The organism is Fulvivirga maritima (assembly GCF_021389955.1).
GTDB lineage: Bacteria > Bacteroidota > Bacteroidia > Cytophagales > Cyclobacteriaceae > Fulvivirga > Fulvivirga maritima.
This window is the reverse complement of sequence record NZ_CP089980.1, coordinates 2,090,747-2,110,511: the sequence shown is the minus strand read 5'-3', so window position 1 is coordinate 2,110,511 and position 19,765 is coordinate 2,090,747. Positions and strand designations below refer to the sequence as shown.

The following is a 19,765-nucleotide window of genomic DNA, read 5'->3' as shown; positions in this document are numbered from 1 at the left end:
TATTTACATTTTCTTTGCCTTCTGCAAAGATGCAATAAATAAGCCAATAGTTATTAAAAGAGCAATTATTCCGATGTAGCTACCAAAAAGTGAGTATATAGTATTACCTTTTTTTAATGTAACATTTTCAATTAAAATGTCATTTTCATCCCAAGAAATAGAATTCTCCACTTTTCCATTCTCTCTAAGAGTAAGGGAGATACCTGTAGCTGCCGAGCGAACTACTTGTTTCCTAAAAGAAAGTGCGGCTACTGAGGCATAATCAGCATTTTGTCCGTAGCCAGAAGTTTTCCCTGCCCAGCCATCATTAGCTATAATGGCTATAAGATTGGCCCTGGACTCTTCAAACTCTCTTATATAATCTGGAAAAAGAGCATCAAGACATATTAAAGGACTAATCCGGAGGTTCTTATATTTAAAAACATTTGTAACATTATCTGGCGTATAGCTCGCCTTAGCCTGATTGAGATTAAGCCTAAGTGTTTCAAAATAAGAAGTCCAGTCTAAAAATGGGACACGCTCCATGAAAGGAACCAAGTTATTTTTCACTTGTATCTGGGTTGTGATTCCTGGAGCTATCAGCATAGCAGCATTATAACCACTGGCATAAGATCCATTACCAACAGCTACCGCACTAGACGGGGCAGTACGCTCAGGAAAAACTCTAAAGCCTACAAAACCAACTAACACCGCCACGTCCGCTTCCTCTGCCGCTGCTCTAATGGCCTGCACCAGTTCTGTCTTTTCCGGCGCATTAATAATAAATGGATACTTAGGCGTAGTTCTTATAAAGCCTTCAGGATAGACCACCAAATCGATTCCCTGTCCCTTAATAGACTGTAAATCCTTTTTTATAGATTCTACCTTCTGCCGTAATGACTCCTTGTCAATAATTTGATAAGAATCATCATTAGGTTGAACTACCGCTACTTTGGCTGTGCCTCTACCTCTGTCCTCTGAGGTATAAAGAATACCATTTACAACCAAAAGCACCACACAAACAGAAGCTAATATAAGCCCCCATTTCTTTCGATATTCTGCTTCTTTTAAAAGAAAAAAGAACAAGCACATTGATCAATACAATCAACACAGAACCTCCCAAATAGCCTGTAAACTGATAAAACTGACCAAGAAAGGGCATGGAACCAAGACCAAACCCCAGGTGCAGCCATGTAAAAGCCAATTCCCATTTACTATGAAGATACTCATAAGTACACCATACCACAGGCAAATAAAGCCAGGTGTTATAAGATTTAAACACCTTACGAATACCTATAAGTAATAGAACAGGTAGACTCTGAAATAGAGGGATAAGTATAAATGCAGTAAGCACTACCATAAAACCAGAAGTATCCAACTTGGTATTGGCTATCCAGTACATGGTACCTAAAGACCATAAAAAAAAGGCCAAGTACGTATATACAAAGGCCTTTTTAATGCTTCTTATGTCATAAAGAACATATAATAAGGGCACCATTGCAACAAACAGCAATGGAGTAAGCCCAACGGGAGGCCAGGCAATGATTAACAGTATACCCGATAAAATTGCCAGACCTATATTTTTCATCATTATCTGCTATAGTTAGGAGCCTCTCTGGTAATGAATATATCGTGAGGGTGACTTTCCTGAACACCAGCAGCCGTAATTTTCACAAATTTGGCATCATTTAAGGCTTCAATAGATCCTGCTCCGCAGTATCCCATTCCAGCTTTAAGTCCACCTATTAACTGATATAAAACTTCAGCCACCATACCTTTATAAGGTACTCGACCTACTATACCTTCTGGCACTAATTTTTTAATATCATCTTCTGCATCCTGGAAGTATCTGTCTTTTGAACCTTCTTCCATCGCTTCTACAGAACCCATTCCTCTATAAGACTTGAATTTACGTCCTTCATAGATGATCATTTCACCGGGAGCCTCATCTGTACCAGCTAAAAGTGAACCTATCATAACACTGCTAGCACCACCAGCCAGCGCTTTCACTACATCACCAGAAAAACGAATACCACCATCAGCAATTACCGGGACACCAGTACCTTTAGCTGCTTTAGCACATTCGTATACTGCTGACAGTTGAGGTACACCCACACCAGCAATAATTCTTGTAGTACAAATACTACCAGGTCCTACACCTACTTTTATAGCATCAGCACCGGCTTCTATTAATGCTTTAGCAGCCTCTCCTGTAGCCACATTTCCTACTATAATTTCAAGATCAGGAAATGCCTTTTTCACTGTTTTACACATATCAATCACTCCTTTAGAATGACCATGTGCAGTATCAATGCTGATTACATCTACACCCGCAGCTTTTAAGCCTTCTACTCTTTCAAGAATATCAGGAGTTACTCCCACTGCAGCTCCTACTCTAAGTCTGCCGTACTCATCTTTACAGGCATTAGGCTTATTTCGGTTTTTTAAGATATCCTTATAAGTAATCAATCCGGTAAGAATACCATCTTTATTTACTATAGGAAGTTTTTCTATTTTATGCTCTTGAAGAATATCTTCTGCTTTCTCAAGCCCTACATTCTCTTCGGCTGTAATGAGCGCATCACGAGTCATAATTTCAGAGATAGGAGTAGACATATCCTTGTGGAAACGTAGATCCCTGTTAGTAATGATTCCTATCAATCTACGATTTTCATCAACTACGGGTATCCCTCCAATTTTATACTCTCTCATGATCTTCTCGGCATCCATCACATTAGAGTTAATATTTAATGTGATAGGATCTAGTATCATCCCACTTTGAGATCTCTTCACTTTGCGCACCTGCTGTGCTTGAGCCTCTTTAGACATATTCTTATGAATAAAGCCTAACCCTCCTTCTAGCGCCATAGAAATGGCCAAGTCTGCCTCAGTCACTGTATCCATAGCGGCAGAAACAAAAGGAATATTAAGTTTAATATTCTTTGTCAGTAAAGTGGAAGTGTTAGTATCTCGTGGAAGAACCTCAGAATAACCGGGTTGTAAAAGCACGTCATCATAGGTGAGTGCTTCAAATAAAAATTTCGATTGGTCTAAAGACATGGCAAATAAGCGTTATTGTTATTTGCCGAACAAAGCTAAAGAGATTCCATAATATAAAAAACGAATATGAGTTAATTAATTTTTGTTAATTGCGACCACAAACTATAAAATAGAAACTAAAGATTTAATGAAATTTTTTAAACTCCTGTTATTAGTCTCATTTTTGGCATTATATCTTCCTGGTCATTCTCAATATCAATCCGGCAAAGCTTCCTATTACGCTGATAAATTTGAAGGTAGGAAAACCGCCAGTGGAGAAATTTACCGTGGTGATAGCTATACCGCAGCGCACCCTTCCCTACCCTTTGGTACACGACTAAAAGTAACTAACCTTCATAATCACAAGGTCATTAACGTGAGGGTAAACGATAGAGGACCATTTGTTAGCACACGTATCATTGATCTCTCCCGTGCAGCGGCAGAGGCTTTAGACTTTATAAATCTGGGTATAGTAGATGTTTCTATAGATATAGTTACTGATTCCGCCATAGCGGCTCAAACATCCCAATTTTATACTTTTAGCATCCATAAAACCAGACCCAAAGGTTTTGGAGTACAGGTAATGAGCTTAACAAAAATGGATGCTTTATTAGAAGTAGGTGAGCTGTTAGCTCAAAAATACAAAGACATAAAAGTGACCTTACAACCCAAGGTGGTTAACAGTAAGCAGGTGTATGCTCTCATTTTGGGTGTGTATGATTCAAGAGAGGAAGCCCTGGTTTTAAAAAATAAACTTTCCAATGATTACTCAGATAGCTATATTGTAGAGTTCTCCAAATTCCAGTAAAATGAAAGCGGCTTTAATAATATTTTTAGGGTGTATTAGTATCCCATTCTATTCCTATTCCCAACAAGATTCATTAGTTCTTTTTAGCGAAATCAACTATTGGTCTGATATGGAAAAAGAGGCATTTAATAATTTCTTTATTAATGATAAAGAGAATTATCTACAGCTTTTTATGGCCGCTGATCCGCTGTCTACACCAGGCAACTATCAGGCAGCCTTAAATAAAATAGATGAAGAAATTGCCTCTATTAATCTGGATAAACTGGCCAAGAAGAAGGTAGATAAAAAGATGAAAATCCTATATGATCAGATTCATGAAGATTTCTTCTCCAAATACGAATTAGAAAATACCTTCGGCCATATATTCTCAAATGGTTATTACAACTGCGTTTCTGCTACGGCATTATTCAGTATACTTTTTAATGAGCTTTCTATTCCTTACACTTTAAAGGAAAGTCCTACACATGTATATATGATTGCGTACCCCAGTAGCGAAAGAATTTTGGTAGAATCAACAGATCCGGGTGGTAGGTTTTTTACTTTTGACAATAAATTCAAAACGGACTTTGTAAACCAAATGAAGGCCGCCAAGTTGATTAGTGATGCTGAATATAAAGCTAAAAACGTGTCTGACCTTTTTGACGAATATTATTTTGAAGAAGAAGACATCAATCTCAAGCAACTTGTAGGCATTCAATATGCTAATGATGCCATTTATAAACTGAACGAAAGCAAATACAAAGAGGCCTACGAACAACTCGAAAAAGCTTACCTTTTTTATCCTGCCGATAAGGTTTCTTATATGCTCATGAATGTAGCCACTATACTCATTAGCACTGCAGATTATTATGAGAGCGAGAACATAAAATTACTGACCTCTCTTACCCGTTTTGAAAACTCAGCAATTACTGATGATCAGTTATTTGGTGAGTTCACTCGGGTCAATCATGATATTTTGATCAACCATGGTGATTTTGACAAATACAAGGAAGCCTATGAAGCAGTTTATGCCTCTGCAAAGAGTGATGAGCTTAAAAACGAAATTTCTTTCTTATATAATTACGAATGTGGAAGAGTACTGTACAATAAAAATGAATTTGACAAGGCCATTCCTTTTGAGGAAGAAGCCTATAAACTCAAAAAAGACCATGTTGATATTGAGGCTTTGCTGGTAACTACCATCATAAGAAAGGCAGCACTGGAAAGTGATAATTTAAAAATCATAAGCCTGCTACAAGATTATGCAAGTACTCATCCTGAGCTACTAGAAAACAAAGAGTTTAAAAGCGTCCTCGTCATGAGTTATCTAAGGCAATCTGCCCTCTCTTTTCAGTTGGAAAATTCTACCGAAGGGGTTAAATATCAAAAGCTTTTTGAAAACAACTTTGAAGAAAAGCTGTCGATAGACCCTGAATATATAGGGCAATTATATACCATAGCAGGCACTTACTATTTCAAAAAAGGACAAACGAATAAAGCCCGAGAAACCATTAATACAGGGCTTAAATATGCTCCTGGCAATAACCAGCTCTTACTAAGACAAAAGCTGCTTCGTTAACCGGGATTTTCAGCAGAAAGGTTGTACTTTTTGGAAGTAATGTAAACATTTCTCAGCCGGGTTTTTGTAATTGCAATGAGGGTTATTCTCTCCATCACAAACATACCCGGCGGCACGGGCACTACCATACGACCTACGCCGGGTCTTACTTCTAAAAGTGAACGGATGTCATCAGGTATACAGCCATTTTCATCCATCTCACCCACAAAAAACTCTACATCCTTAGATTTATCTGACAGAGATAATTCTATTATGTATTGACCATTCTTCACCAAATTATCTATTTCCTTTACCACTATGGAAGGGTACTTTGTCTTTGGCTTACCTGAAGTGAGATATTCCTTCAACCCAGCACATGGCTTGCCATTATAATACGGAGCCTCTGTGGTGAGCATTTCATTCATACGATATTTTTTTCGCACACCGTGCATCACCCCATTTTTATAGGGAGTAACTATTGATTTACTCCCATTTTCATAAAAGGTGATCGCCTCTCCATGTTTCTTGTTATTTACATAATCTATGGATTGATGCAGCTTACCATTTTCATAATAGCTAGTAGCCCGGCCATTCTTCTTTCCATTGACATAATTCACCACCGTTTTGAGCGAACCATCAGCTCTGTACTGCTTTACTTCTCCGTTCTTAGGCTTTTCTTTTGAAGCAGTTTTCTTTTTAGCAGGCGCATTACAGGCTACCACCATTACGATGCTTAGGAGAAAAGGAATGACTGTCAGTTTCATAATGTTTCTAAAATATCAGTAAGCACTTCATTAGCAGCTCGCTCACCACTAGCCACAGCACCATGAATAGTACCGAAACTCCCCTCCACATCCGTAGCTTCACCTGCAAAATATAATCTCTTATTAATTGGTTCAGCTAATGTTATTCTATCATCATTACTTCCTCCTGCTAATGGGTAAGAGAAGCCACCCATAATATTCTCATCGGCCGTCCAATCATATTTCACCATATCTACCAAGGCATTGTTGGCAGAGGCACTACCATCAAACATAGCATCTAGCTCTGCTATGAGCACATCCTTTAGTTCTTCATCAGAAAGAGCCGCTAAGGCTACCGCATGCTGCCCAAAAGCCTCAACAGTAAGGCATCTATTGGTTTCACTCACTTTAGCTCCGGCATTAAAATATGACGTAGCCTGAGTGCCTCCATAAATATATTGTACATTTTGTCCCCAGAAATTTCTGGTAAACTTAAATACTACTTTAAAGGCAGGAGCCATGCCTATTCTGGACATTGCAGACACCTTAGCCTCTGGTAATGCCGGAGAAAAACCGATTTTACCTTCCTTCAATATAGAAACAGGCACGGTTAGAATAACTTTATTAGCCACTACATCACCAGCATTAGTAGTTAAAGTAATTTCGCTACCTGTATAGTTGATAGCCTGCACCACTGTATTAAACCTCACCCGTCTGGTAATGTCAGAAAACTTAGAGTATAGCAGATCTTGCATAGGGTTACTTCCTAAAACTAACTGATCATTAGCATCAGCATTTTGTAGTGCCGCAGCCAAGGCCTGAATATTAATCTGGTCATTATCTGCCCCAAATTCATTACCAATTTGCCCTTGCAATATGTTATACATTTCCGATGGTATCCCGGCATTTTGAATGGCAGTTTGTACAGTGCCTCCTCCGGTATACTGTTCTAAACCATCCACAAAATTCTGAGCACTATTAAAAGCAGTATTCTCGCTTAAATCAGCAGCCGTTTTCAGTTCTGACTGATAAAAAAACAAGTTATCTAATCCACCAGATATATCAGTAATCTCCAAATTCAAGTCTTGTATTGACTGAAAGAATGAAGAATTGCGCTTTTTAATTACGCCTCCACCTAATTCAATCGGGTAATCATCAAATCCTCGTAAGGACTTTACTCTTCCTCCCACAGCACTAGCTGCTTCCAGAATAATAACATTAACCCCTTGATCAACCAGTAATTGTGCTGCATATAAGCCTGCAGCGCCTGCTCCAACTATAACAACAGATCCATCGTATTCCAGCTCTGGACTAGGCTCGCTATCATCATCTTTACATGATTGCAATACACCTGGCAACACAAAACCTGCTGCTGCCCCTAGCCCCAACTGCCGTATGGCTTTTCTTCTGTTCACTGTTTTGTTTTTATAAGTTCAAAAAATTTGCCTGAATGTACAAAATAATTATTAAAAGATATATTTGCCTAACAATTATGCAAGATGCTCTCAACTATTTATACAACATAGACCCGTACGAAGGTGCCGGTTTAATATTCGGATTACTCGCTGTAATATTTTTGGTAAAAGAAAACATTTGGACGTGGCCTTGCGGCATCCTCTACGTAGCGGTTTCTTTTGTCATTTTCTGGGAGCAAAAATTGTACATGGACTTTGGGCTCAACATTTTTTATTTAGTGCTTAATATTTATGGTTGGTGGTACTGGATTTACGGTAAAAAAGAAGGAGAAAAAGAAGTGCCTATCACCCATAGCTCCACTTCTACCTTAATTTACCTTACTGCAGCCTGCGCAGTAGGCATAGTGATTTGCGGATACTTACTTAAAGAATATACTGATGCCAGCTTGCCTTATTGGGATAGTACCACTACTATTTTAAGTTTAGCAGGCATGTGGCTCACTACCATCAAAAGAATTGACAATTGGTATTATTGGTTTGTAGTTGATGTACTTTGCACCGTCATTTATTTCTATAAAGGCATTCAATTATATGCTTTATTGTATTGCGTTTATATCGGTTTGGCCGTTTCAGGATATTTGGTTTGGAAAAAAAGTATGGAGGCTCAGAGCGCATGAAAAAAGTAGTAATCACAGGACCTGAATCAACTGGAAAGAGTACACTTTCCTCCTTACTCGCAAAGCAATTTGGCACCGTCTGGGTACCTGAATTTGCTCGTGGATATATAGATCAGCTAAGCAGAGAGTATCAGGAAGATGATCTAATAGCCATAGCCCAAGGACAGCTTAATTCTGAAAAAGCTAAAGCTGTAGAGGCCAAAAATGGCTTACTAATTTGTGATACGGAGCTTATAGTAATTAAAATATGGGCTGAGCACAAGTATGGATCTTGTCCGCCAGAAATTATTAAAGGTATTAAAGAAAACCGCTATGAGCTCTATTTGCTCACGTATATAGACATACCCTGGGAAGAGGATCCTCAAAGAGAAAAACCCACACCTACGTCAATATTTTTACGATCTCTTTAAAAAGGAACTAGAAGATTTCAACTTTCCGTATGTAGAAATTAAGGGTAGCTTCGATGAAAGATTAGCTAAAGCTACCCAAGCTATCAACAATATCCTCTGATTAGGATATTATCACATTATCAGCCTTTTCTTCTTTCTCAGCAGAATCTTCTTCAGTAATGGTGGTAGTGTTTTGCTTATTCTTTAAAAATCTCTTTTGAAACAATAGAATACACACTACGCCAATAAATATTGAAGAATCAGCAATATTAAATACCGGGCTAAAGAAAAGGAAATAGTTTCCACCTACTCCAGGCATCCAATCAGGATAATAGCCGTCAAAGAGTGGGAAGAATAACATATCAATCACCTGACCATGAAACCAGGGAGTGGGAGAACCAAGTGGAGCATTATTTAAAAATACACCATAAAAAGTACTGTCAATAACATTACCTACGGCACCTCCCAATATGAGTCCCATGCACCAGAGGAGGCCGGTCTTGGCCCCCTTTTTATATAGATAGTAAATATAGTAGCCTATACCTACCATGGCTCCAAGCCTAAATAAGGTTAATAAAAGTTTTCCGTAATAATGACTGGACTTAAGTCCAAAAGCCATACCCGGATTAAGAAGATAATGGAGCTTAAACCAGTCTCCAATTACATTAATTTCACCTGCGGTGCCCATTTCCATGTTAAAATGGACAAGTAATTTCACTGTTTGATCTAGAGCTATTACTCCTAAAGCCAACAGGTAATATTTGTACAACTTCATTATGCTTCTATTTTTACCTTAAGTTTATGCTCATCCATTTCTAGTTCACTACCATCACTCAAGCTTTCTATAATATCTAAAGACAAGGCCTGCGTTTCATTGCAGATATATTCCTTATTGGCTTCCAACGCAGCATTAACCAAATCAGTATTTTTCTCAATATTGATTTTGATTTTATCCTGCACTTCAAGCCCCATATCCTTTCTCAGGTTTTGCACTCTGTTCACCAAATCTCTAGCTATTCCCTCCTTCTTCAGGTCATCTGAAATAGTGATATCAAGCGCCACGGTAAGCCTGCCTTCACTAGCTACTGACCAACCAGGTATATCTTGATAAGTGATTTCAACATCTTCTAAAGTCAAAGCTATTTCTTCTCCTTCTACCTCTATCACCTTGTTGTTATCAGACTCAAGGCTAGCAATATCTTCAGGCTTAAATTGGTTGATCTGAGCAGCAATGGCTTTCATTTTCTTGCCATGCTCCTTACCTAGCTTGCTAAAGTTAGGTTTCACCTTTTTCACCAAAACTCCAGACTCATCGTCCACAAATTCTATTGCCTTGATATTTACTTCAGAAAGAATTAACTCCTCCACTGCCGATACTTGTCTCTTGAAAGTATCATTTATTACAGGAAGCAATATTTTTGATAAAGGCTGACGCACTTTTATCTTATGTTTCTTTCTTAAAGAGTGCACTAATGACGATACATTTTGCGCCAAATCCATTCTTTGTTCAAGATCAATATCTATGATGCTGTCATTAGCTACAGGGAAATCAGTAAGGTGTACAGATTCTGCCGCGTCTAAACCAGTCACTTCATTAAGGTCCTGATATAACTGCTCCATGTAAAAAGGAGCTACAGGAGATCCTAGCTTAGCAATAGTAAGCAGGCAAGTATATAAAGTCTGATAAGCAGCCTTTTTATCGGCATTAAATTCGCCTCTCCAGAAACGTTTCCTGTTAAGTCTTACATACCAGTTACTCAAGTCATCTATAGTGAAATCTTGAATTAATCTGGCTGCTCTGGTAGGCTCATACTCATTATAAGCTTCATCTACCTTTTTTATTAGACTGTTGAGTTTAGACAATACCCATCTATCACTCTCAGTCCTGTCAGAGGCACTTACTTCACCATCTTTAAAGTCAAAACCATCAAGGTTAGCATAAAGAGCGAAGAAAGAATAAGTATTTTGCAACGTTCCGAAGAACCTTCTTTGCACCTCTACTACACCGTCTATATTGAATTTAAGGTTATCCCAAGGATTAGCATTAGAGATCATGTACCAACGAGTGGCATCAGGACCGTGCTCTGCCAGCGTTTTAAACGGATCTACAGCATTGCCTAATCTCTTAGACATTTTGTTTCCGTTTTTATCTAAAACAAGGCCATTTGCTATAACATTTTTGAAAGCTACTTTTCCATAAAGCATAACAGCAATAGCATGCAGTGTAAAGAACCAACCTCTGGTCTGGTCTACTCCTTCAGCTATAAAGTCAGCCGGGTAATTAGCTTCAAATATTTCTTTATTCTCAAAAGGATAGTGCCACTGAGCATAGGGCATAGCTCCAGAATCAAACCACACATCTATAAGATCAGGCTCACGGAACATTTTCTGACCACTATCACTCACTAAAATGATATCATCTACATACGGTCTGTGCAAATCAAAATCATCACCGATATTCTCAGTCATAAAACCTGCTGCCACAGACTTTTCTACCTCAGCTTTCAACTCCTCTATTGTACCGATGCATTTCTCTTCGCTACGATCTTCAGATACCCAAATAGGAAGTGGAGTACCCCAGAAGCGTGACCTTGACAAGTTCCAATCCACCAAATTTTCCAGCCAGTTACCAAACCTTCCTGATCCGGTAGAAGCAGGCTTCCAGTTGATGGTTTTGTTTAATTCCACCAGTTTATCTTTCATGGCTGTTGTTTTTATAAACCATGAATCTAGCGGATAGTAAAGCACAGGCTTATCAGTTCTCCAACAGTGAGGATAAGAGTGTTCGTACTTTACTACGTTGAAAGCTTTATTTTCTTCTTTCAGCTTAATGCCTATAAGTACATCCAAAGACTTTTCAGGGGCTTCGCCATCAGCATAGTACTCATTTTTCACGTACATGCCGGCAAACTCTCCCATTTCTTTCACATAGCGACCTTGTCGATCTACTATCGGGCCAAGGTTACCCTCTTCGTCTTTAACCAAAATAGCACCTATTCCTGCTTGCTTAGCCACTCTCTGGTCATCAGCTCCAAATGTTGGCGAGATGTGTACTATACCAGTACCATCTGCAGTGGTAACATAATCACCAGGAATTACTTTAAAGGCAGGGCCATCGGGCTCTACATATGGCAATAGCTGCTCATATTCCTGCCCCACAAGGTCTTTGCCTTTATATTCAGCTACTATTTCATAAGGGATAAGTTTATCCCCTGAATTATAATCTTCTAATTTAAGATCAGCGGCTTTGCTATTAAAGTAAGCTGCCACTCTATCTTTAGCCAGGATAACGTAAGCTTCATCAAAAGTGTAAGGATTAAAAGTTTTAACCTTCACATAATTGATATTCTCACCTACAGCCAGTGCCGTATTAGCCGCTAGCGTCCAGGGAGTGGTAGTCCAGGCGAGGAAGTAAGTATTCTCTTCTCCCTTAATTTTAAACTGAGCAGTAACCGTGGTGTCTTTTACATCTCTGTAAGTACCGGGTTGGTTAAGCTCATGCGAGCTAAGACCTGTACCTGCGGCAGGAGAAAACGGCTGTATGGTATACCCTTTATACAACAAGCCTTTGTCGTATAATTGCTTCAGTAAGTACCATAAGGTTTCCATATAATCCTTGTTAAAAGTAACATAAGGATCATCAAGATCTACCCAGTAGCCCATTTTACGAGTAAGATCATCCCACTCGTTTTTAAAACGCATTACTGTTTCACGGCATTTCTGGTTGTACTCTTCTACAGATATTTTCTTACCTATATCTTCTTTAGTAATGCCCAGTTCTTTCTCTACTTGTAGCTCTACAGGCAGGCCGTGGGTATCCCAACCACCTTTTCTTTTTACCTGAAAGCCTTTTAAAGTTTTATAGCGACAAAATATATCTTTTACCGCTCTGGCCATCACATGGTGAATACCAGGAGTACCATTAGCTGATGGTGGTCCTTCGTAGAAAGTGAAGGTTTCATTTCCTTCTCTGCTATCTACAGACTTTTCAAATATTTCATTATCCTGCCAGTACTGGAGGATTTTATCAGCTACTTCGGCATAATTGAGCCCTTTATACTCTTTATACTTCACCGTTGCTCCTTTTTTTTAAAATTTATGAGTTAATTTCTTTTGATGAATTGTCGCTACTATCTTCTACTTTAATGAGATCAAGGTCAATTTCCTCGTCTTCATCTTCCTGATAGAAGCCATCATCATATTGTTCTATAAGTGGGTGCGCGTCTTTTTTCCTCTTACCATCATCAAAGGTCATGAGTAAAGACGGCAATAATATCAAATTGGTAAACATGGCTATCAACAACGTAACTGATGTAAGAATACCCAGTGCCACGGTTCCTCCAAAATCTGACCACGCGAATATAACAAATCCGGCAAACAGAATAATAGAGGTATACATCATGCTAGCGCCTGTTTCCCTTAAGCTTTTGCTTACCGCCATGGGGACAAAAAACTTATTCGCAAAAAGCTCTTGTCTGTATTTAGCTAAAAAGTGAATGGAGTCATCTACCGAAATACCAAATACAATACTAAAGATCAATGCTGTACTTGGCTTCAGTGGTATACCTGCAAAGCCCATAATACCTGCCGTAATAATGAGGGGTATCAGATTAGGTAATAATGAAATGACTATCATCCTAAAGTTCACAAACAGAATAGCCATAATGATAGCAATAATCACAAATGCCAGTATCAGACTTGTTCTTAGGTTATGAATAAGGAAGTTATTTCCTTTAATAAACAAAGGCGTAGTACCTGTAATATCTAATGTAATTTCAGAATCAGCAAAAACAGAATCTACCTCTGGCTGTATAACATTAGTAATCAAAGAATCCATTTTGTGAGAACCAATATCAGCTACTTGCAGTGATATTCGCATTTTTTGCAAGGTAGAATCTACAAAAGAGTTGAATAATCCACTGTTATCATTCTGCCCCTTCATGTATCGCAAAATGTAATTCTTTTCTCTTCGGTCTGGTAAGCTGTATCTGGCAGGATTATTATTATAATAGGCCTGCTTAGATGCCTTAACGAAACTGACCAAAGAAACGGGCTCTGAAATGTCTTTGTTAGAAGCTAAAAAGTCTTCAAAACGATCTATCTTTCTTAGGTTCTTCTCGTCAATAACACCTCTTCTCTTATGAGTATCTACCACTATTTCCAGCGGCATTACCCCACTAAAGTTTTTCTCGAAGAAGTTTAAATCTCTGATTACTTCACTGTGCTCCGGCAAATCATCTACCATATAAGAAACGGCTCTGATTTTTAAAGTACCATATACCGAAACAATTACTAAAATAATTGTAATACCGTATATATAACTTCTATGCCTGTGAATAAGCAGATCCATCTGCGTCAGCACCTTATCTATTCCCTTAAATCTTAAATGCTTCAGCTGTTTATTTTTAGGAGGTGGCAGCCAGCTAAACACAGCTGGAATGAGTATAATACTCACCATAAAAGTAGCCATGATGTTAATCCCTGCTACTATTCCGAACTCCTTAAGTATTACAATGTCAGTAGAGGCAAGCACCAAGAAGCCTATAGCCGTGGTGAAATTGGTAATGAGTGTAACCAAACCAATTTTTCTCACTACTGTACTTACTGCTTTAAACTTATTACCGTGTTTTTCAAACTCCTGATGATACTTATTAATTAGATATACGCAATTGGGTATACCTATTACCACTATCACAGGGGGAATAAGACCGGTAAGCAATGTTATTTTATATCCGAATAAACCTAAGGTTCCTAATACCCAAATCACTATTATGGCAATAATAGTCATAGGGAAAACTACGGCATCCCAGGTTCTGAAAAACAGGAATAATATAAATGCGGTAACTGCTACAGATAAATAAAGAAACAGTTTCATTTCTCTACTCACCTTACCCGCTACCACGGAACGTACGAAAGGAAGACCTGCATAGTGCAATTCGATACCAGTATCTTTTTTAAACTGGTCTCCTATATCTATAATTTCCTGTGTTAAGTCTTGTCTTTTTGATGAGTTAAGTACTTCCTTCTTAATAGAAATGAGCATTAAAGTAGCTCCGTTGGTCTTGTTTACCAGCCTACCACTATAAAACTTCTGATCCATAGCCAATTGAAAAAGGCTATCAAACTCAGTCTGTGTTTTGGGAGCACTTTTAAAAATGTATTCCAAATCAAATTTCTTTTCTACAGTATCTTTCTGCAGACGCTGAATTAGAGGAAGAGAAATAACATTACTAACACCTGTAAACTTGCTAATATCCAGACATAGTTCTCTGAATTTTTCAAAATTCTCAGGTTCATATATTGAGCTATCTTTAAGGCCAACAGCCACAAGATTTCCATCTTCTCCAAATTGCTTTTTAAAATTCTGAAAAACCACCATGTCAGGGTCATCAGAAGGTACCGTTTTCGCGAAGTCATAACTCATCTCAACATCCTTGGCGTGATAGCCCATGAATGCTGTTATAGCTACTAAAACTAATACCAGCCAAAACCGGTATTTAATGATTATATGGGAAAGTTTAGTCCACATGCTTATTTAAGAGGCACAAAGGTAATGAATTTGATTTTAAAGTATAATTTTATTCCATTCATGTTGGAAAAACCAAAGAGGTTTGTATATACGCGCTACAAGCTTAACCCATTTCACCAATTCATGTTTCATTTTATTCAATAAAAATGGTTAAGAGTGTGGCAAAGAAATGCCCTTTATTTTTCTATACAATGAAATAGCATAAGTATCTGTCATTCCTGAGATAAAATCTATGCAGCTCATCAGCTTTTCATATACTGAGCCACATTCATTTTCCAGATCATTTCTTATTTCAGGAGGTAACAGACGGTAAGTAGCCTTGGCTTTTTTTGAAGCTTCTTTGCCAAGATCCTGCTCGCAAATCGCCTGTGTAAAAGTTTCCATAAGCCCTGGCAGTACATCAAAACCAGCGGTTTCTGTTTCCATTACCTTTCTGGATCGGTATATTTTTGATATAGAAATATTAGAAATTTCATTCAAAACTGGTGCAGACAAAATAGAATCAGCCAGAGCCACATCAAAATCTCCACTAAGTATTTCGGTCTCATTATCAAGAAACAAACTACGGCACTCTTCTATTAAACAGCCTATCGACATAGCTCTTAAAGTACCTATTCGTTCATCAATACTAGAAATAGATTTCAGCTTAGTTCTATTTAATTTATCCTTAAGAATACCAGCAAACAGCTCTACTGTATCTTCATAAGATACAAGCCCTAGTCGGCAACCATCTTCAAGGTCTATCAGCTGGTAGCATATATCGTCAGCAGCCTCCACTAAAAAGGTTAGCGGATGACGCCCCCAGACCATATCTGCTCTTTTAATCAAGCCTACATTATCAGCAATTATCCCAAATACATCTTTCTCTGATTGAAAAAAGCCATATTTCTTTTGGCTCCTTCTGCTCTTATCAGCATCAGGCAATAGTGACTTACGCGGGTATTTGCTGAAAGCAGCGAGTGTAGCACAAGTGAGCTTAAGGCCTTGATATTGCTTTTTATTTAATATTCTAAACCCCTGAGCATTGCCTTCAAAATGAGTAAGATCCTCCCATTCCCAATCACTAACATGATCCTTGAAAAGCCTGCCTGCAGTATGAAATTTAAAAAACTCAGAAATAGCATCTTCACCAGAATGCCCAAATGGAGGATTGCCAATATCATGCGCTAAAGAAGCCGCAGCCACAATGGCCCCAAAATCATGAAAAGAAAATTTTGATCCAAGCTGCTGGTTTCTTTCAAGTATTGTTTGTCCTACTATTTTCCCTAAAGACCGACCCACACTACTTACCTCAAGGCTATGAGTAAGCCTGGTATGTACAAAATCATATTCAGGAAGAGGGTGCACCTGCGTCTTATCCTGCAACCTTCTGAAAGGATGCGAAAAAATGATCCGGTCATAATCCTGCTCAAAAGCACTTCTACTCACAGCATGCTCCTTTGGCTTATCTCCTAGTCTTTGATTAGATAGTAACTGTTCCCAGTTCATTGAACTTTTATTTTTAAAAGCAGCTAAGGTAAGCCAATTTGATTAATGGATAAACTTTAGGCTCTTTTTTCCCATATCAAAGTATGATTTAATACCTGCAAGTAACAAAAAAGGGTTGCATCTATTACAGACACAACCCTATGAGAAAGCACGTTTACATTTCATTAAGTAACTATAAAAAGACTGGCAATACTGGTGGCTTCTGTTCCGGTTAGCGGTTCATCATAAGCCTCTGTACCGGCATCAGCACCAAAATCAGTAGCTGTATTAAACCCTGCTTGCATGGTAACCTCTTCTCCATCATACACGGGCTGCGCCGCTTCAGGCATACCGTCACCTCTGGTATCTTGCACTATCCAACCTTTAAGCCCTCTGATTCTTCTCACTTCAGAAGCATGCCTGGCTTCTACCGAATGGATTTGTAGTGCTGCTTTAAGCAAGTCAGGCGCATCCATCAGGTTAGCGGCCTGGCCCTTATAGGCTCGCACCCCTGTATCTTCAAATGCTTGAGCCAATGCTAAAAACTGTGCATATGAAGTGGCTTCACTCACATTAGAATCTTCATTAAAAGGGTCAAAAGCACCACCTGCAGTAAAATCAAAAGTAGGTTTATCAATAGCATCATCGCCTAAACCAGCAATCAAAAAGTCTACATGAGCCGTTTCATGCTTAGAAATTTGCATAAAGACTTTTTCTTCTCTGCCGCCAGTAGGTATAACACCTGAATCTAAACCCATCTGGTAATATTCTGCCTCCAGGTACTCTAAAGTTAATGCTAACTGCAGGGCTTCCGTAGGAGTTTCCATGGTTCTTGCATGTGATTTTGAAGAGGCCATTGCAGCCACACCAAGGGGAGCAGCAGCCATAGCTATACCCTTACCTATATTAGCAAAATGCTTAAACGCCTGATGCCTTGACATAGCACCTTCTGGTATATTATTAAGATTAGCACTAGTGAAGTGCTCTAGTAATTTTATTATATTCATAATGATTGAAGTTAAATTTGAAAACTACGGTACAGGAAAATTTAAGGAAGGTTATTAGCAGTAAAAGGGGTAGTAATAAAACCTGCAGCTACTGGTATAATTTCAGAAGGCAACTTAGCTGTATCTAACCCGGAAGCATCTACGATATCATCTCCTGCAAAATCTTTAGAATCAGGGTTTATAAGGCTACGAATAGCCGAGGCATGACGAGCCTCCACAGATACTATTTTTCCTGCAATTAATAAATACTCTGGCGTTTCCAGCAGATTGCCGGCACCGTTATACGCCCCTACTCCTGTATCTTCCAGAGCCTTGGCCGTTGCCAAAACTGCACTTCTATCATTAAAATCAAGATCACCGTAATCAAATTCCAACTCAGGCAATATCTGGCTTTCAGATGCTACTCCGGAAATAGCTGCTTTGAAAAAGTTTCTATGAATTACCTCGTGATAATAAATATCTGTTAGAATAGTTTGCTCCTCAGTAGTTATCCCGGCATAGAAAGAACTAAAAACTTTAGCATAAAAATCTGCCTCTAGCTGCTCCAGAGCATAAGCATAATTTAAAACGGCCAAATCTCCAGAACCCAAATCAAAAACATCTGGATCCGGATTATTGCCTCCGTCATCATCATCAGAACATCCGGTTAGTAAAAGTCCTGCCGCAGCAAGCCCTGCCCCTCCGGCTTTTAAAAAACTTCTTCTATCCCTATTGTATTTAGGATAAACATCAATCTTCTTCATAGTACATAGTATTTAGTGAAATTTTCAAGTATTTACGACCTTTCAATAGGAATCAGATTTTAAAACCTCTGAATAATCAAAAAAAGGCCTCAATACAATTTTTAGTATTGATGAAAAACTACACTGATGCAAGCTGCTTGTCAAAAGCCGTTGTTAGAAATGGCAGCCTTCGGCCATACATATAAAATATATGGACCAGTGCACTCAGGGTATTAGGGTTAGATGACTTTAAGAAGTTATAAATTTATCATTGAACATCATAGAAATAACTGTATTTAATTAATGATCACATGACTTACATGAACTACCGCTGAACACAATTTCATTGTTATTTGTAACTAACCTTTCTATTTTAAAGTTTAAACATTAGAACAAACGATCAATAATATAAATATGAAAGATCACGTAATAATAATTACAGGAGCAGCCATGGGGCTGGGATTAGCTACCGCAGAAGAGCTAGCTGCATAAGGTGCATCTCTAGTATTGGTAGACTATAATGAGGAGACTTTGAATGCTGCAGTTGCATCTTTAAAAGAGAAATACCCCTCAGTAGAAATACTATCAATAGTAGCTGATGTTTCTAACGAAGAAGCCGTTAAAAACTATGTGGAGAAAACGGTAGAGAAATTTGGTAAGATAGATGGCTTCTATAACAATGCCGGAATTGAGGGCAAACAAGCATCAATTACAGAGTACGATCTTAATGTATTCAAAAAAGTTATAGATATCAATTTGATGGGTGTATACTACGGCTTACGCTATGTGATCCCTCAAATGCAAAAGCAAAACTATGGTCGCATAGTAAATGTGGCTTCAGTAGGTGGAATTAGAGGGGTACTGAATCAAACTCCTTACGTGGCAAGTAAGCACGCCGTAGCTGGTATGACCAAAAACGCTGCTCTTGAATACGGTAAATTCGGAATACTTACTAATGCTATAGCTCCTGGTGCTATTTTAACACCAATGGTAGCTGAAGCTTTTAAACAGGTAAACCCTGAAGATCCTGCTGCTGCAGAAAAAGAATATGCAAGCCACAACCCTACCCGTCATTTAGGTCAGCCCGAAGATGTAGCCAAGGTAGTAGCTTTCCTTATAAGCAAAGATAATGGTTATGTGAGTGGACAAGTGATAGCTATAGATGGTGGTGAATCTAACATGTATGGTAATGCATAAAACACATCTTATTAGTCAATAAAATAAAGACCTTCATAATTGAAGGCCTTTATAAAACAATATGAAACATAAAACTAATTAGTAGTCAATAACTGACAAATACACCTCAAGCCTTCTATCTTCCTGACAACTAAGGCACTCTTAGTATCCATTTCTCTTAGGAAGAATTTTAATTTACCTCTCATCAGTTTTCCTTTTCTCAGCTTATAGTTGATCCATATAGAGACCCAAAGCTTAATTAGAAACACAGATTTAG

15 protein-coding genes and 1 pseudogene are annotated in these 19,765 nt (G+C 38.4%); 5 read left to right on the top strand and 11 right to left on the bottom strand.

Annotated features, from left to right (window positions below):
- Positions 1 to 3: 3 nt before the first annotated feature.
- The 3 genes from lnt to guaB are packed head-to-tail and all read right to left on the bottom strand — an operon-like array spanning position 4 to position 3,039.
- Complete coding sequence (gene lnt / locus LVD15_RS08975; RefSeq protein ID WP_233780949.1) at positions 4 to 1,014, bottom strand: apolipoprotein N-acyltransferase; 1,011 nt, start codon at positions 1,012 to 1,014, stop codon at positions 4 to 6.
- Complete coding sequence (locus tag LVD15_RS08970) at positions 944 to 1,570, bottom strand: hypothetical protein (protein WP_233779957.1); 627 nt, start codon at positions 1,568 to 1,570, stop codon at positions 944 to 946. Before LVD15_RS08970 ends, lnt begins: the two co-directional genes overlap by 71 nt.
- A complete protein-coding gene (gene guaB / locus LVD15_RS08965) occupies positions 1,570 to 3,039 on the bottom strand; it encodes an IMP dehydrogenase (RefSeq protein ID WP_233779956.1) in 1,470 nt (489 codons plus the stop codon). Before guaB ends, LVD15_RS08970 begins: the two co-directional genes overlap by 1 nt.
- Before the next feature lie 127 nt (positions 3,040 to 3,166).
- On the opposite strand from guaB, the gene LVD15_RS08960 reads away from it, so the two are divergent.
- A complete protein-coding gene (locus LVD15_RS08960) occupies positions 3,167 to 3,826 on the top strand; it encodes a septal ring lytic transglycosylase RlpA family protein (RefSeq protein ID WP_233779955.1) in 660 nt (219 codons plus the stop codon).
- 1 nt (position 3,827) lies between these two features.
- On the top strand, positions 3,828 to 5,384 hold the full coding sequence (locus LVD15_RS08955; protein WP_233779954.1) for a tetratricopeptide repeat protein: 1,557 nt from the start codon (positions 3,828 to 3,830) through the stop codon (positions 5,382 to 5,384).
- On the opposite strand, the gene LVD15_RS08950 is transcribed toward LVD15_RS08955, so the two are convergent.
- Together LVD15_RS08950 and LVD15_RS08945 are read right to left on the bottom strand one after the other, a co-directional pair.
- Positions 5,381 to 6,127: a toxin-antitoxin system YwqK family antitoxin gene (locus LVD15_RS08950; protein ID WP_233779953.1), complete on the bottom strand. Its 747-nt coding sequence runs from the start codon at positions 6,125 to 6,127 to the stop codon at positions 5,381 to 5,383. The genes LVD15_RS08955 and LVD15_RS08950 overlap by 4 nt on opposite strands.
- Positions 6,124 to 7,521 (bottom strand): flavin monoamine oxidase family protein, encoded by a 1,398-nt coding sequence (locus LVD15_RS08945; protein WP_233779952.1) that lies wholly within the window; start codon positions 7,519 to 7,521, stop codon positions 6,124 to 6,126. The genes LVD15_RS08950 and LVD15_RS08945 overlap by 4 nt, the downstream gene beginning before the upstream one ends.
- Positions 7,522 to 7,556: 35 nt before the next feature.
- Between LVD15_RS08945 and pnuC the strand changes: the two genes are divergently transcribed.
- Together pnuC and LVD15_RS08935 are read left to right on the top strand one after the other, a co-directional pair.
- Positions 7,557 to 8,198 (top strand): nicotinamide riboside transporter PnuC, encoded by a 642-nt coding sequence (pnuC, locus tag LVD15_RS08940; RefSeq protein ID WP_233779951.1) that lies wholly within the window; start codon positions 7,557 to 7,559, stop codon positions 8,196 to 8,198.
- The gene (locus LVD15_RS08935; protein WP_233779950.1) at positions 8,195 to 8,608 is read left to right on the top strand and encodes an AAA family ATPase; all 414 of its coding nucleotides are present in this window, start codon (positions 8,195 to 8,197) and stop codon (positions 8,606 to 8,608) included. The genes pnuC and LVD15_RS08935 overlap by 4 nt, the downstream gene beginning before the upstream one ends.
- Before the next feature lie 100 nt (positions 8,609 to 8,708).
- Here LVD15_RS08935 and LVD15_RS08930 read toward each other — a convergent pair whose 3' ends face one another.
- The 6 genes from LVD15_RS08930 to LVD15_RS08905 form a co-directional block, all read right to left on the bottom strand.
- Entirely contained in the window at positions 8,709 to 9,362 is a 654-nt protein-coding gene (locus tag LVD15_RS08930) for a lipoprotein signal peptidase (protein ID WP_233779949.1), read from the bottom strand.
- Positions 9,362 to 12,661 carry an isoleucine--tRNA ligase gene (ileS, locus tag LVD15_RS08925; RefSeq protein WP_233779948.1) on the bottom strand — a complete coding sequence of 1,100 codons (3,300 nt, stop codon included), beginning with the start codon at positions 12,659 to 12,661 and terminating at the stop codon, positions 9,362 to 9,364. Before ileS ends, LVD15_RS08930 begins: the two co-directional genes overlap by 1 nt.
- Positions 12,662 to 12,683: 22 nt before the next feature.
- A complete protein-coding gene (locus LVD15_RS08920) occupies positions 12,684 to 15,116 on the bottom strand; it encodes an efflux RND transporter permease subunit (protein WP_233779947.1) in 2,433 nt (810 codons plus the stop codon).
- Positions 15,117 to 15,266: 150 nt separating this feature from the next.
- Complete coding sequence (locus LVD15_RS08915) at positions 15,267 to 16,604, bottom strand: deoxyguanosinetriphosphate triphosphohydrolase (protein ID WP_233779946.1); 1,338 nt, start codon at positions 16,602 to 16,604, stop codon at positions 15,267 to 15,269.
- 164 nt (positions 16,605 to 16,768) lie between these two features.
- Positions 16,769 to 17,590, bottom strand: a complete 822-nt coding sequence (locus LVD15_RS08910; protein WP_233779945.1) for a ferritin-like domain-containing protein — start codon at positions 17,588 to 17,590, stop codon at positions 16,769 to 16,771.
- Between the two features lie 41 nt (positions 17,591 to 17,631).
- A complete protein-coding gene (locus LVD15_RS08905) occupies positions 17,632 to 18,333 on the bottom strand; it encodes a ferritin-like domain-containing protein (protein ID WP_233779944.1) in 702 nt (233 codons plus the stop codon).
- 483 nt (positions 18,334 to 18,816) lie between these two features.
- Here LVD15_RS08905 and LVD15_RS08900 point away from each other — a divergent pair.
- Positions 18,817 to 19,509: pseudogene (locus LVD15_RS08900) on the top strand (SDR family oxidoreductase); the annotation flags it as partial.
- Between the last annotated feature and the right edge of the window lie 256 nt (positions 19,510 to 19,765).